The sequence below is a fragment of the Mammaliicoccus lentus genome (assembly GCF_947036595.1).
Taxonomy (GTDB): domain Bacteria; phylum Bacillota; class Bacilli; order Staphylococcales; family Staphylococcaceae; genus Mammaliicoccus; species Mammaliicoccus lentus.
This window is the reverse complement of the sequence record NZ_OX344834.1, coordinates 844,895-859,011: the sequence shown is the minus strand read 5'-3', so window position 1 is coordinate 859,011 and position 14,117 is coordinate 844,895. Positions and strand designations below refer to the sequence as shown.

At 33.8% G+C, this 14,117-nt stretch carries 14 protein-coding genes, 2 tRNA genes and 1 rRNA gene; all 17 read right to left on the bottom strand.

All coding sequences use genetic code 11. The annotated features are described in order from the left end of the window. Positions 1-93 precede the first annotated feature (93 nt). Positions 94-1,649 (bottom strand): 16S ribosomal RNA (locus ACNMOQ_RS04170). A 131-nt stretch (positions 1,650-1,780) separates the two neighbouring features. Next, a tRNA-Gly gene (locus ACNMOQ_RS04165) sits at positions 1,781-1,854 on the bottom strand. A 22-nt stretch (positions 1,855-1,876) separates the two neighbouring features. After that, a tRNA-Leu gene (locus tag ACNMOQ_RS04160) sits at positions 1,877-1,962 on the bottom strand. Positions 1,963-2,221: 259 nt separating this feature from the next. Beyond that, positions 2,222-2,677: a SprT family protein gene (locus tag ACNMOQ_RS04155; RefSeq protein ID WP_064204135.1), complete on the bottom strand. Its 456-nt coding sequence runs from the start codon at positions 2,675-2,677 to the stop codon at positions 2,222-2,224. Then, positions 2,667-4,820: a Tex family protein gene (locus tag ACNMOQ_RS04150; RefSeq protein WP_416350272.1), complete on the bottom strand. Its 2,154-nt coding sequence runs from the start codon at positions 4,818-4,820 to the stop codon at positions 2,667-2,669. The genes ACNMOQ_RS04155 and ACNMOQ_RS04150 overlap by 11 nt, the downstream gene beginning before the upstream one ends. A 133-nt stretch (positions 4,821-4,953) precedes the next feature. Beyond that, positions 4,954-5,724, bottom strand: a complete 771-nt coding sequence (gene sigB / locus ACNMOQ_RS04145; protein WP_016999688.1) for an RNA polymerase sigma factor SigB — start codon at positions 5,722-5,724, stop codon at positions 4,954-4,956. Continuing rightward, the gene (gene rsbW / locus ACNMOQ_RS04140; RefSeq protein ID WP_016999689.1) at positions 5,699-6,175 is read right to left on the bottom strand and encodes an anti-sigma B factor RsbW; all 477 of its coding nucleotides are present in this window, start codon (positions 6,173-6,175) and stop codon (positions 5,699-5,701) included. The genes sigB and rsbW overlap by 26 nt, the downstream gene beginning before the upstream one ends. 1 nt (position 6,176) lies before the next feature. Next, positions 6,177-6,503, bottom strand: a complete 327-nt coding sequence (locus ACNMOQ_RS04135; RefSeq protein ID WP_016999690.1) for an anti-sigma factor antagonist — start codon at positions 6,501-6,503, stop codon at positions 6,177-6,179. A 72-nt stretch (positions 6,504-6,575) separates the two neighbouring features. Next, the gene (locus ACNMOQ_RS04130) at positions 6,576-7,580 is read right to left on the bottom strand and encodes a SpoIIE family protein phosphatase (protein WP_016999691.1); all 1,005 of its coding nucleotides are present in this window, start codon (positions 7,578-7,580) and stop codon (positions 6,576-6,578) included. 103 nt (positions 7,581-7,683) lie between these two features. After that, positions 7,684-8,055, bottom strand: coding sequence for a type II toxin-antitoxin system PemK/MazF family toxin (locus ACNMOQ_RS04125; protein WP_016999692.1), 372 nt, complete (start codon positions 8,053-8,055; stop codon positions 7,684-7,686). Further along, on the bottom strand, positions 8,056-8,223 hold the full coding sequence (mazE, locus tag ACNMOQ_RS04120) for a type II toxin-antitoxin system antitoxin MazE (RefSeq protein WP_016999693.1): 168 nt from the start codon (positions 8,221-8,223) through the stop codon (positions 8,056-8,058). An 86-nt stretch (positions 8,224-8,309) separates the two neighbouring features. Continuing rightward, entirely contained in the window at positions 8,310-9,458 is a 1,149-nt protein-coding gene (gene alr / locus ACNMOQ_RS04115) for an alanine racemase (protein WP_135031096.1), read from the bottom strand. 47 nt (positions 9,459-9,505) lie between these two features. Further along, positions 9,506-9,874, bottom strand: a complete 369-nt coding sequence (gene acpS, locus ACNMOQ_RS04110; protein ID WP_278825475.1) for a holo-ACP synthase — start codon at positions 9,872-9,874, stop codon at positions 9,506-9,508. After that, positions 9,871-10,371 (bottom strand): PH domain-containing protein, encoded by a 501-nt coding sequence (locus ACNMOQ_RS04105; RefSeq protein ID WP_016999696.1) that lies wholly within the window; start codon positions 10,369-10,371, stop codon positions 9,871-9,873. Before ACNMOQ_RS04105 ends, acpS begins: the two co-directional genes overlap by 4 nt. After that, the gene (locus tag ACNMOQ_RS04100; protein ID WP_325890001.1) at positions 10,361-11,893 is read right to left on the bottom strand and encodes a PH domain-containing protein; all 1,533 of its coding nucleotides are present in this window, start codon (positions 11,891-11,893) and stop codon (positions 10,361-10,363) included. The genes ACNMOQ_RS04105 and ACNMOQ_RS04100 overlap by 11 nt, the downstream gene beginning before the upstream one ends. Then, the gene (locus ACNMOQ_RS04095) at positions 11,883-12,362 is read right to left on the bottom strand and encodes a PH domain-containing protein (RefSeq protein WP_416350271.1); all 480 of its coding nucleotides are present in this window, start codon (positions 12,360-12,362) and stop codon (positions 11,883-11,885) included. The genes ACNMOQ_RS04100 and ACNMOQ_RS04095 overlap by 11 nt, the downstream gene beginning before the upstream one ends. 86 nt (positions 12,363-12,448) lie before the next feature. Further along, positions 12,449-13,978, bottom strand: coding sequence for a DEAD/DEAH box helicase (locus ACNMOQ_RS04090; protein WP_064210827.1), 1,530 nt, complete (start codon positions 13,976-13,978; stop codon positions 12,449-12,451). Positions 13,979-14,117: the final 139 nt, after the last annotated feature.

The window sequence follows — 14,117 nt, the reverse complement described above, 5'->3', positions numbered from 1 at the left end:
TGTGCAATGTTGAATGTCAAATAAACATTCAAAACTGAATACAATATGTCTCCGTTATTCCATGACCTTATGGTCATTCCGTAATATCCTTAGAAAGGAGGTGATCCAGCCGCACCTTCCGATACGGCTACCTTGTTACGACTTCACCCCAATCATCTGTCCCACCTTCGACGGCTAGCTCCTAATAAAAGGTTACTCCACCGGCTTCGGGTGTTACAAACTCTCGTGGTGTGACGGGCGGTGTGTACAAGACCCGGGAACGTATTCACCGTAGCATGCTGATCTACGATTACTAGCGATTCCAGCTTCATGTAGTCGAGTTGCAGACTACAATCCGAACTGAGAATAATTTTATGGGATTTGCTTGACCTCGCGGGTTCGCTGCCCTTTGTATTATCCATTGTAGCACGTGTGTAGCCCAAATCATAAGGGGCATGATGATTTGACGTCATCCCCACCTTCCTCCGGTTTGTCACCGGCAGTCAACCTAGAGTGCCCAACTTAATGATGGCAACTAAGCTTAAGGGTTGCGCTCGTTGCGGGACTTAACCCAACATCTCACGACACGAGCTGACGACAACCATGCACCACCTGTCACTTTGTCCCCCGAAGGGGAAAACTCTATCTCTAGAGCGGTCAAAGGATGTCAAGATTTGGTAAGGTTCTTCGCGTTGCTTCGAATTAAACCACATGCTCCACCGCTTGTGCGGGTCCCCGTCAATTCCTTTGAGTTTCAACCTTGCGGTCGTACTCCCCAGGCGGAGTGCTTAATGCGTTAGCTGCAGCACTAAGGGGCGGAAACCCCCTAACACTTAGCACTCATCGTTTACGGCGTGGACTACCAGGGTATCTAATCCTGTTTGATCCCCACGCTTTCGCACATCAGCGTCAGTTACAGACCAGAGAGCCGCCTTCGCCACTGGTGTTCCTCCATATCTCTGCGCATTTCACCGCTACACATGGAATTCCACTCTCCTCTTCTGCACTCAAGTTCCCCAGTTTCCAATGACCCTCCACGGTTGAGCCGTGGGCTTTCACATCAGACTTAAGAAACCGCCTACGCGCGCTTTACGCCCAATAATTCCGGATAACGCTTGCCACCTACGTATTACCGCGGCTGCTGGCACGTAGTTAGCCGTGGCTTTCTGGTTAGGTACCGTCAAGACTTGTTCAGTTACTAACAAATTTGTTCTTCCCTAACAACAGAGTTTTACGATCCTAAGACCTTCATCACTCACGCGGCGTTGCTCCGTCAGGCTTTCGCCCATTGCGGAAGATTCCCTACTGCTGCCTCCCGTAGGAGTCTGGACCGTGTCTCAGTTCCAGTGTGGCCGATCACCCTCTCAGGTCGGCTACGTATCGTTGCCTTGGTAAGCCGTTACCTTACCAACTAGCTAATACGGCGCGGGTCCATCTATAAGTGACAGCCGAAACCGTCTTTCAACATTGAACCATGCGGTTCAATATATTATCCGGTATTAGCCCCGGTTTCCCGGAGTTATCCCAGTCTTATAGGTAGGTTACCCACGTGTTACTCACCCGTCCGCCGCTAACATCAGAGAAGCAAGCTTCTCATCTGTTCGCTCGACTTGCATGTATTAGGCACGCCGCCAGCGTTCATCCTGAGCCAGGATCAAACTCTCCATAAAAGAAGTAAGCTTGATTAGCTCTTGTTGATTGGTTAAGCCAATCACTCTTTGAAGTACTTTCAGTACTCAATTATTGGAATTAACGTTGACATATTGTCATTCAGTTTTCAATGTTCATTTTAAAAATTTTATGGAGCGGGTGATCGGAATCGAACCGACATCATCAGCTTGGAAGGCTGAGGTTTTACCACTAAACTACACCCGCTTATTCGATTTAAATTGATGAATGGTGCGGCCGAGAGGAGTTGAACCTCCACGGGATTTCTCCCACTAGGCCCTCAACCTAGCGCGTCTGCCATTCCGCCACGACCGCGCATGGTTTGCAGCTCTTTCAATCAATTTCTTATTTAAGTGACTGTCATTAATTATATTACTTAATGTTTACAAAGTCAACAATTTAGTTTAACTTTTTAATGTAATTTTACTTTCTTGAAATTGCCTTAACGTTTTGGTTCGTTTTGTTTAAGCAACGTTTATTATCATACGACGGATTTCTAATTTCGTCAACAACTTTTGTACGTTTTTTTATAAAAAAAGTACTACACTTCAAATTTCTAGTGTAGTACTTTCCTTTAGTTTATTTTTGATACTATTTTTAACTTTCCACCACATCGTCCACATCTATATTTCTGTGTATTTACCTTTTTGATTCTTTTAAATTTCAATTTACATTTAGTACATGTATATACATAATTAGCTCGTTCATCATAACTTTTAATAGGTTTACAAAATCTCGGTGCATCTACTAATTGTATTAACTGCTTAAAATCTTTATCTCTATGTTGATATCCTTTACCTTCTATATGTAGATGATAGTGGCAAAGTTCATGTTTAATAATATCAATTAGTGCTTTTTCACCGAAATGATTAAGTTGTTCTGGATTAATTTCTATATTATGTGAATTAAGTAGATATCGCCCACCCGTTGTTCTTAAACGTTTATTAAATATTGCTTGATGTTTAAAGGGCTTTTGAAAATACTCCAACGAAATTTGTGAAACAAGTTCTTGTAGTTCATTATTTTCCATTAGGATCTATCATTGTTAGTGATATTTTTTGTTTTTCTAGATTAACATCTAACACCCATACATCTACAATATCTCCAACGCTAACAACATTCATTGGATGTTTTACAAAACCTTTCGATAATTTAGATATATGAACTAAACCATCTTGTTTAACTCCTACATCTACGAACGCACCGAAATCTACTACATTTCTTACAGTACCACTTAATGCCATATTTGGTTTTAAATCTTCCATGGATAAAACATCTGATTTCAGAATTGGTGTTTCAAACTGATCACGTGGGTCCCTAAGAGGTGCAATTAGTGAAGAAATGATATCTTCTAATGTAGGTACACCTATATTTAGTTTCTCACTCGTTTCATTTAATTCTATTTTATTTAATTTTTCTTTTAAGTTATCTGTTCCTATATCTTCTTTAGATAACCCTACATATTTAATTAATTCATAAGCTGCTTCATAACTTTCTGGATGTATAGCAGTTTTGTCTAAAGGTTCTGTACCTTCTAAAATTCTTAAGAAACCGATACTTTGTTCAAATGTCTTATTACCTAATCTAGGTACTTTCGCAATTTCAGAATGATGTTTTATAGCGCCTTGCTCTTCTCTAAACTTGATAATATTATGCGCTACAGTATTGCTCAAACCTGATACATAACTTAATAATGATGGTGAAGCTGTGTTTACATCAACACCAACTTGGTTTACAGCAGTTTCTACAACGAATTTTAAAGTTTCTGATAAACTCTTTTGGTTAACGTCATGCTGATATTGTCCTACACCTATTGATTTAGGATCAATCTTCACTAATTCACTCAATGGATCTTGTACACGTCTACCTATTGACACTGCACTTCTTTCCTCAACTTTAAAGTCTGGGAATTCTTCACGTGCAACTTCCGAAGCTGAATATACTGATGCTCCCGCTTCGTTAACAATTATAAACTGACAAGATAAGTTATGTTTCTTTATCATTTCTGCCACAAATTGTTCCGACTCTCTACTTGCAGTACCATTACCTATAGCAACCAATTCAATCTGATGCTTATTAACCATATCTAAAAATACTTTTTCCGATTGTTCTATTTTAGATACTGGTGGATGAGGATAAATTACATTCTTATCTACAAATGAACCGTACTCATTTATTACTGCTAATTTACAACCAGTTCTATAGGCTGGATCTAGTCCTAATATCTTTTTACCTTTCAATGGAGGTTGTAATAATAAGTTCTTCAAATTCTCAGAAAAAATTTCAATAGCATGATTTTCAGCTTTTTGAGTTAATTCAGTTCTTATTTCTCTTTCAATTGATGGTAATATTAAACGTTTTAAACCATCTTGTATTGCTTCTTTTATAACTTCAAAATGTTTATGCTTTTCACCAATATATTGTTTTATCAAATATGACTCTAACTTTTCTTGGTCTATATCGAAACTTACTTTTAGTACACCTTCAGTTTCGCCACGATTAATTGCCAACACTCTATGAGGTACGATTTTTTTAATAGGCTCTTCATATTCGTAATACATTTCAAATATATTTTTTTCGTCTTCTGCTTTTTTCTTTTTCTCAGTTACGAGTTTACCTTGAGTTTCAATTTGATTTAATATGTATTTTCGGTATTTTGGTTCATCAGAGACAATTTCGGCGATTATATCTTGTGCACCTTTAATAGCGTCTTTTTCTGATTTAACTTCTTCAGTAATATATTGAGCCGCTTCATCTTCAAGTGTATGTGTATCTTCGCCTTTAATAATCCATGTTGCTAAAGGCTCAAGCCCTTTTCTTTTTGCTTCTGTTGCTCTCGTTTTTTTCTTTTTCTTAAATGGACGATACAAGTCTTCTATTCTTTGAAGTTTTGTTTGTTTTAAAATATCATTTTTTAAATCTTCAGTAAGCAACCCTTGTTCATCGATAAGTCGTATAACTTCTTCTTTTCGTTTCTGTAAATTAACAGCATAATTATATTCAGTTTCTATAAGTTTGATTTCAACTTCATCTAATCCACCTGTTAGTTCTTTTCTGTATCTCGCAATAAAAGGAACTGTATTCTTATCTTCTAGCAATTCTAGAACTGTTTTAATTTGTTTTTCTGAAAACGGATGGTTATTTTTTATAATGTTAATCAATTCTTGATTCATAGTTGCCTCCTAAAAATGTTTATAATTTATTTTAACATAAATCACGAAATTGAAATTATTGCTAACTTATTATTAATATAAAAAAGTCCGAGACATAAATAAATGTCCCAGACTCTCTATCGTTATAGTTTATTCACTTCATGGCTGCTTCTTGCAACTTTTTAATTGCGGTTCTTTGTAATCTAGAAACATGCATCTGGCTAAGTCCAATTTTTTCTCCAGTTTCTTTCTGACTCAAGCCTGTTATAAACGTGTATTGAATGATTTCCCGTTCACGCTCTGTTAATATTGGTAGAATTTTTTCAAGTATCATTCTTTTTTCAGTTAAATCGTAACCTTCTTCTGAATCTCCCATTATATCTAACAGCGTAACAGTCGATCCATCTTTATCTGCTTCAATAGTGTGGTCGACACTCAATGCATTATAACTTTGTCCCATTTCCATAGCTTCTAATACATCTTCTTCTGTTACTTCTAACCTATTTGCAATTTCAATAATTTTAGGCGAACGACCTAATTCATTCGTTAACTCTTCATTAGCTCTTTTAATCTTTGGGCCAATTTCTTTAATTCTTCTAGGAACGTGTACACTCCATGTTTTGTCTCTAAGATATCTTTTAATTTCACCAATTACTGTCGGCACTAAAAAAGCTTCGAATTTACGTTCGAACGATGTATCAAATCTTTTAATTGCGCCTAACAACCCGACCATACCTACTTGAACGAGATCTTCATGGTGTGCTTGACCTTTAGAATATTTATAAGCTAATGATTCGATTAACTTTTGATAATGTAATACAAGTTTTTCTTGAGCATCATTATTATTATTTTCCTGATAGTCTGCAATCCATGCATTTATTTCATTTGGTGAAACTTCTTTATAAGCTTTGGACTCTTCCGTCATGTGTTTGCACCTGCTCTTTAGATAAATACTTTATCATACTTATTGTAACACCAGCGTCTTTTTGAACACTCACTTCATCCATTAATGATTCAATAAGAAACAAACCTAATCCGCCTTGTCTCATGAAATTAACATTATCACTTTCTTGATATGGACCTAACACTTTTTTAGCTTCTTCATAGTTAAAGCTTTTACCTGAATCAGAAACGATGATTTCAATTTTATCTGTATATACAAGATAACCGATAAGTATTTCTCCATCAACTTTATCACTATAAGCATGTTTCACTGCGTTTGTGACCGCTTCTGATACTGCAATTTTTGAGTCTTCTATATCTTCATATGAAGCACCAGCACGATTGAAGACACCAGATAATGTTAATCTTACTAGTCCTACGTATTCCGCTGCTGCAGGAAATCTCATCTCTATATAATCATAGTTAGATGTCATTTTATTTTACCTCCGTTCCCTTGTTGACATGCATGAGTTCTTTAAGACCCGTAATTTCAAATAATCTTTCAATTCTTTCTGATACGCCGAGTACATATAAAGATTTCCCATGCTCGTTTAATGATTTTAATGTGCCAACAAATAAACCTAAACCGGTAGAATCTAAATAACTCACATCTTGCAAGTTTACATGTATATCATGAGTTCCTTTTTGTCTAATTGGTTGTAAAACTTCTTGTAGTTCTGGCGCAGTGTATACATCTAATTCACCGCCAACCTTTATTTCGTAATAATTTTCATGTTCTGTTGTTTCAATGTTAAGATTCATTCTTCCTTACACCCCTACTTATATTAGACTTTCATCATTAATATCTACCCTATATATTTAATATTAATCTTATTATTTTACACGTTTTACAATTAATATCGTTAAGTCATCTCGTTTGTTAGGATTTTGAAGCTTCACAAGCTCTTCATATAGTATTTGTACGATATCTTGTGGATGTAACTGTTTATGTTCTTTTATCATATTAAGTAAATCTTTAGTTTTGATGAATTCATTTTGCTGATCTCTTAATTCAGTAACGCCATCTGTAAATACTATAATCATATCTTGCAATTCAATTTTAATTTCGCTTTGTTTATACCTTGTATGTTTATTTACACCAAGTACAATTCCTCTTTCGGTCATTTCCTCAAACTCTCCAGTTTGATCTCTGTATATATAACCAGGTTCATGACCAGCAGAGCTATAATAAAGCATATTATTAATTTCCTCATAAAGTCCATAAAACATCGTGACAAACATATTTTGGTTAACGTTTTTTTCGACTACTCGGTTTAAACGTTTTAAACCATCACTTGGTAATTGAGAATGGCCGTATGAGTCCATTCCAAATTTAATCATACTCATCGCAAGTGCTGCAGGAATACCTTTCCCTATAACATCTGCCACTGCAAAGCTCATTGTGCCATCATTATGGTCAATCAAATTGAAGTAATCTCCACTTACTCTTTGTGCTGGCACAGAAATTGCCCCAATTTGAATGCTATCAAACTGAGGGATTTGGGGTTTCAGCATCGTTTGTTGTAGACTTGACGCCACATCCATTTCCTTATCATGAATTTTAATCTTGTTTAACAATTTCTTATAGTCTCTATATGTGAAACCATAGCCAATGATTACTTCTATTAATACGTCAAAAGAACTTACAATCTGTTGTTTTGTTAAATCATTTTGATCGCGAATGATTTCTAAATGCAATTGCACGATTTCTTCTGGCGAAACATTATCTTCAATTGCTTCATTAGAATAAGTTTGGCAATTTGATAGAATATCATCATTTGAAGTATTTACGTATTCTAACAATAATTGTTGATAATATTGCTTCTTCTGCTCTGACACAAAGTCACCTCGTTTCTAAAAGACTAAAAAAGCTTTAGGCTAATCCTAAAGCGATTGTTGCTTTAAAAGATGTATAATTCTTCTAAAACATATATTCAATATCCTATGTATTACCTAATGTATCAAATTTATATTGCAAAGTGAGATTGAGGCTAATTGCAATTGCAGAATCAACCTCTTTCATCTTTGCATCAGATAAATATGTTAATTTTTCTTTCAACCGTTTCTTATCGATTGTTCTAATTTGTTCTAGCAAAATAACTGAATCTCTATCTAGTTTATATTTCGCTGCTTCAATTTCTACATGTGTAGGTATTTTAGCTTTATTAATCTTCCCAGTAATCGCTGCTACAATAACAGTCGGACTATATCTATTACCTGTGTCATTTTGTATAATAACGACTGGTCTTGTTCCCCCTTGTTCAGAACCAGTTACTGGAGAAAGATCTGCGAGATATACATCTCCTCTTCTCATTTATTCACCTTGTTGAGAAGTTAAGTGTGACTCATTAGAATCACAAGCTTCACATTCACTATAATATGCTTCAGACGCAAGGGAGAGATTTAAATCAGCCATATAACGGTATCCTTCTTTCAGTGTTTGTTCTAAACTTTGATTGCGATTTTGTGTTAACGATGTCATAACAAATACCTCCAGATTAATTAAGCGTTAAAATTATGAAAATTAAGTTATTAATATCATAACAAATGTATTTAGTTTTGACTATATCATTTTAGTAATTCATTTGTAATTTCACTATTTTCACCTGCGTAATATATACGTGGTAATCGTTTTTTCAGATTACAAAGCACCTCATAATTTATTGTATCTAAAGCGTTTGCAATTTTTTCAGCTGACTGTTCCGAATCTATATCGTTATCCATGAGAATAACCTTATCTCCAACTTCTACATCATCAGGTACTTTAATCATTGTTTGATCCATGCAAACTCTACCTATTACAGGGCACTGAGAACCATTGACATTAACGTACGTATTTTGCATTTTTCTTAAATAACCGTCTGCATAACCAATAGGCAAAGTTGCTACTTTCGTTTTTTCTGAGGTCGTGTACGTTGCTCCATAACTAACAGTATCGCCTGCTTCGAGATATTTAGTTTGAACAACTTCTGTTACAAGTTGTGCTGCTGGCTTTAATTTCAAGTTTGAAATTTCTTGTATATATTGTGATGGATAATATCCATATAGTGAAATACCAAACCTTACAGCAGTACAAATAGATGCGTCATATCTTAAAGCACCAGCAGAATTTTGAGCATGAACATACTCTGGAGTATGTGAAGATTCTACAAATTTCTCGAATAAATTATATTGTTGTTCAGAAAAGTCATTTGGTTCATCAGCAGATGCAAAATGGGTATAAACACCTTCAAAAATTAAACGTTCATTCGTTTCAATCGTATTAATGACATGTTGGTATGATTCGATACTTCTCAGTCCGATTCTACCCATTCCTGTATCTATTTTAACATGCATCCAAAGTGGCTTATCTGTTTCATCATTTAAATATTCAATTGCACTTGATAACCATTCTTCTGATGGCACCGTTACTGCTACTCTATGTTGAACTGCTTTATTAATATCTTGAGTGTTGATTACACCTAATACTAGAATCTTAGCTTTAATACCATGCATTCTCAGTTCTATTGCTTCGTCTAAAGTAGCAACAGCAAAAAAGTCTACCCCTTCATTCATAAGATATGTTGCTATTGGCACACTTCCTAATCCATATCCATTAGCTTTAACTACCGCCATAATCTTTTTATTTGGGTGTAAACGGCCTACTGCTTGATAATTTTCTAGAATCGCTGGTAGATCAACGTTGATATAAGTTGGCCTATAATATTTTTCGGACAACAGCAAAGCACCTCCTTGTATAATATTTGTATTTTATCATATCGCTGTTATTCTTGCTTACTATTATCCACTTCTACTACAACAAATGCTTCCGCGTACGATTGAGTATGTGCAATGGAAACATGCGTTATAAATCCCTCACATTTAATATTCGGTTTCCCTTTTGAATCAGGTAAACAACTAACAGAATGAAATCCATAATCTTTTCCTATACCTGTTCCCATTGCTTTAGTAAAAGCTTCCTTTACAGCAAATCTACCTGCCAAAAATTCTACTTTCCTATCTTCTAAAGAAATGTTATTAAATATTTCTATTTCATCATCTGTGAGTATTTTTTGTGCCATTGATGGTCGTTTATTATACCAATCACGAATGCGGTCAATCTCAATTAAATCAATCCCTACTCCGTGAATCATACGTTTTCACCTTCATTTTCATATTCATCTTTATTATCATCAATTCTATTTTGTATAGAACGTTTAATTTCGTTTGCTATATCAACTTTTAAATATTTTAATCCGCTATTTCCACCTGCAGTAGATAATGAAATACTAGCTAAGTTAAATTTTCTCATGAAAAAACCTTCATACAAGTCAACATTCTGAATTCTACCCATCGGTATTGTCGATTCTTCAATCATAAAAATACCTGATTTAATATTTACTTCATCATTTGTTATGTCATAACGGAAATTGCGGTACATATAATATGGTTGAATGATTAAGCCATATATACCAATAATCAAACCTATTCCAATAGGAATTAATATAAACCATTTCGAAATATCTGTTAACCACAATTTAAGTACGACAAACATAGCGATTGTTATGATTAAAATTATTGCTAAAGTAATCAGAGTACCTATTCGTTCAACTGTTTTTCCTTTTGGATCCATTTTATGTTTAGGAAGCATCTTCACTTACCTCCTTTTCCTTATACCAATTATAAATATCGATAGCGTCTTTTTTATTAATAAATCTCAAGCCTTTAGACAACATTCCATTACCATATGCAAGATGAATATTAAAATGTGCTATATCTTTTCTTTTAATAATAGGATTTTCGTTTAACTCATACGTTAAAATTTTATCTCTATTTGCCCAAATTGTTTCATATTCAAATGGCGATGCATTTAAAATACTAATCGAATCATCAAATACTTTAAATCCGGATTTTGTAGTTTGAACAGTCGCATATAATAACATGATTAAAATAATTGCCGCTCCTATAATCCAAGTGTATGACCATAAGTATATTTGTATAGGTAATACAATAGCGATAATAAATAAGCTTGGAATAAAAATTCTTCTTCTAATTCCTTGTAATGGTAATCCTTGTTTTACTGGTTTAAATTGAAATTGTGGAATAATTTCTTCAAGTAAGTTGTATGCTTTCTGTTTCTTTAAAAATGGTAATATCGTTACATGTGTAACATCTAACTCTTCAGCATTTTCAAAATTACCGTCTGTCGTTATAATTGCAGAAATTTTAGTATAACCAATCATTCTTCTAAAAAGTGTTTCTTCTTCTTTCAATGCTTGAATTCTTGTAATTGGTACTGTTCTTTTCTTAACTGTTAACAATCCGTATTTTACAGTTAAAAGTTCTCCGTCAAACGTTAGCTGATACCTAAAGTTCTTAACAAAGACAATTAATGAACCAATAATATAACTCAATATAACAAATATTACGCCTAAACTTACCATAATAACTGTTAAATTAACAAATTGGTTAATAAGCGGATCTATTAATGCTTCGACATCCATAACTTGTGCTAAAAAGCCATACAGTGACCCTAAAGCTGCGAACACTATTAAAATACCACCACTTGTAAAACTCATCTTCAATAATTCTTTTACTGATAATCTGTAGAAAACGACATCTTCTTTCTCATTTATCGTTTCTTGTTCATTTTCATTTCGTTCTTCTTTATGTTCATCATTTAAATCAGCTTCATTATCACTAACTTTACTATTTGCATTTTTAATTTTATTTTTTCTTTCTTTTATGTAATTAGATAAATCATCGCTTTGTTTTTTAGTGACTGTATCTAGTTCTATACCATCACTTGCAGTTTTTACACTTAGATTAACACCACCTAATATTTGATGGACTATATTTTGAGATGTATCCATAGATTGTATACGTGCAATGTTTAATTCTTTTCTATTTTTAGAAAAAACGCCCCATGTCATAATAAGTTGGTCATTTTCAATCCAATATCTTGTTTTGTATATTTTAATACTTTTAGTAATTGTGCCCAATACTGAAAAAATTAAGATAGCCCCTGGAAATATTAACTCGAAAATATTATCGAACCCACTTCTAATTACTAAAAAGATACCTATAATTAAAGGGAATAAATTGGATTTTATAGATTGTAACAATCCACTGACATATGAGATTGGATGTAATTTTTGAGGATTAAACATCATCTGTCACCTCTTTTACTTTAGTAATGATTTTCTTCCTTGTTTCTTCGGCTAATTCTCGATTAACCATTGGTAGTCTGACCTTACTGCCCGCTGTTACGACTACAACGAAATATATATTAAATCTTCTAGAAATTGGTCCATGTTCAATTTCAATAAATTGAATTCTATTAATAGGCTGTACTGAACGCTTTTGATAGTATAACCCTTTTTGAATTTCAATTGAGTGTTCACTTATTTCAAATGAAGTTCGCTTCAATCGTATAATTGGATTTATAAAACCTAAAACAATTATGATTACTAATAAGGCTGTAACAGGATAAATTAGAAAATGCCACCAATCAAACCTTTGCCATAACCAAATAAAAACACTGTATAACAAAATTAAAAAAACAATTGAAATACAATGATCGATATAATCATATTTTATAGATTGCTTTGGCATTTTGTTATCTAAAACTTTTTTATACATACTATCTCCTTCTCCATTACAATTTAGGTGTATTATATCATAAAAAAAGACGCATAACCTTTGAGATTATGCGTCTTTTTTAATTATTATTTTGAATGCTCAGCGAATGTTCTACCTGAGAATTGTTTTTTTGAACGTGGTTTACTAGGTTTATTATTTTTACCTTTATTACGGTCAAAATTATTGTTTTTATCATTGCTACGACGTTTGTTTTTGCCATCAAATCTAGTTCTAGATTTACCACGACTACCGCCACCACTGCGGTTGCCTTGTTTACCTTTGTAACCAGATTTTTTAGATAATGGTTTTTCAAATGTTAATTGTACGTCAGCCTCATCATTAGATTTAATTAATTCTTGTAATAAAGCTGCTACTAATTTTTGATTACCGTATTCACTGATTAATTCTTCAGCAATTTTTTCGATACGGCCTTCAATTGGGTTTTCTACCCATTTTTTAACTTTATCTTTAACATCTGATTCTTTTGCTTTCATTACTTCACCTGGTGTTGGTGGACGTAAAGCAGTCATTTGACGTTTGTTTGCTTTTTCAATTTGACGGATATAATCCATTTCAATTGGGTTAACAAATGTTACTGCAGCGCCTTTTTTACCTGCTCTACCTGTACGACCAATACGGTGAGTATAGCTTTCAGTATCTTGAGGAATATCAAAGTTATAAACATGACTTACGCCAGAAATATCTAATCCACGTGCCGCTACATCAGTAGCAACTAGAATATCAATTTGGTCATTTTTGAATTTTTTCAATACTTCTAAACGTTTAGCTTGTGTAATATCTCCGTGTAAACCTTCAGCACGATAACCTTTAGTGATTAAAGCACTTGTTAATTCATCTACACGTCTCTTTGTACGGCCAAATACAATTGCTAATTCTGGATTTTGTACGTCTAGTAAGTTTGTGAAAGTTTCGAACTTCTCAAGTTCTTTAACAATAGTATAATATTCATCAATTTGAGGATCAGAAAGTTCGTTTGACATCGTCTTAACGATTTTAGGGCTCTTCATGAATTTTTGTACTAATTCTTGAATTGCTTTAGGCATAGTAGCAGAGAATAGTAATGTTTGACGATTTTCACTTGGAAGTTTAGACATTATAAATCTCATATCATCTATAAAGCCCATGTTCATCATTTCATCTGCTTCATCTAATATTAAAGTGGTAATAGAATCTGTTTTTAACGTTTTTCTATTTAAGTGGTCAATAACACGTCCAGGAGTACCTACTACAATTTGAGGTCCTTTTTTCAATGATTTAATTTGTCTATCGATTGGCATACCACCAAATACAGTGATAACATTTACGTTTTGACCTTTACTAAAGGTACGTAATTGTTCTGCTACTTGCATTGCTAATTCACGCGTCGGTGCAAGTATTAATGCTTGTACGCCTTGTTTGTCGGCTACTTTATCTATTAATGGAATACCAAAAGCACCTGTTTTACCTGTACCAGTTTGTGCTTGACCTAACACATCTGTACCATTTAATGTATGTGGAATACTCTCCACTTGAATAGGTGTTGGTTCAGTAAATCCCATTCCGTCCAAAGCGTTTAAGGTAGCTTCGGAAATACCTAATTCTTTAAATTTTTGCAAAATAATTCTCCTTTTATATAGTTAATTCTCTCGTCTTTTTTATTCAACTTCTATATACTACCACCCTTTTTACAATAGCGCAATCTGATAAAACTGTAGTTTACATTTAATTTTCACTAATTAAAATGCAAAAAAACTG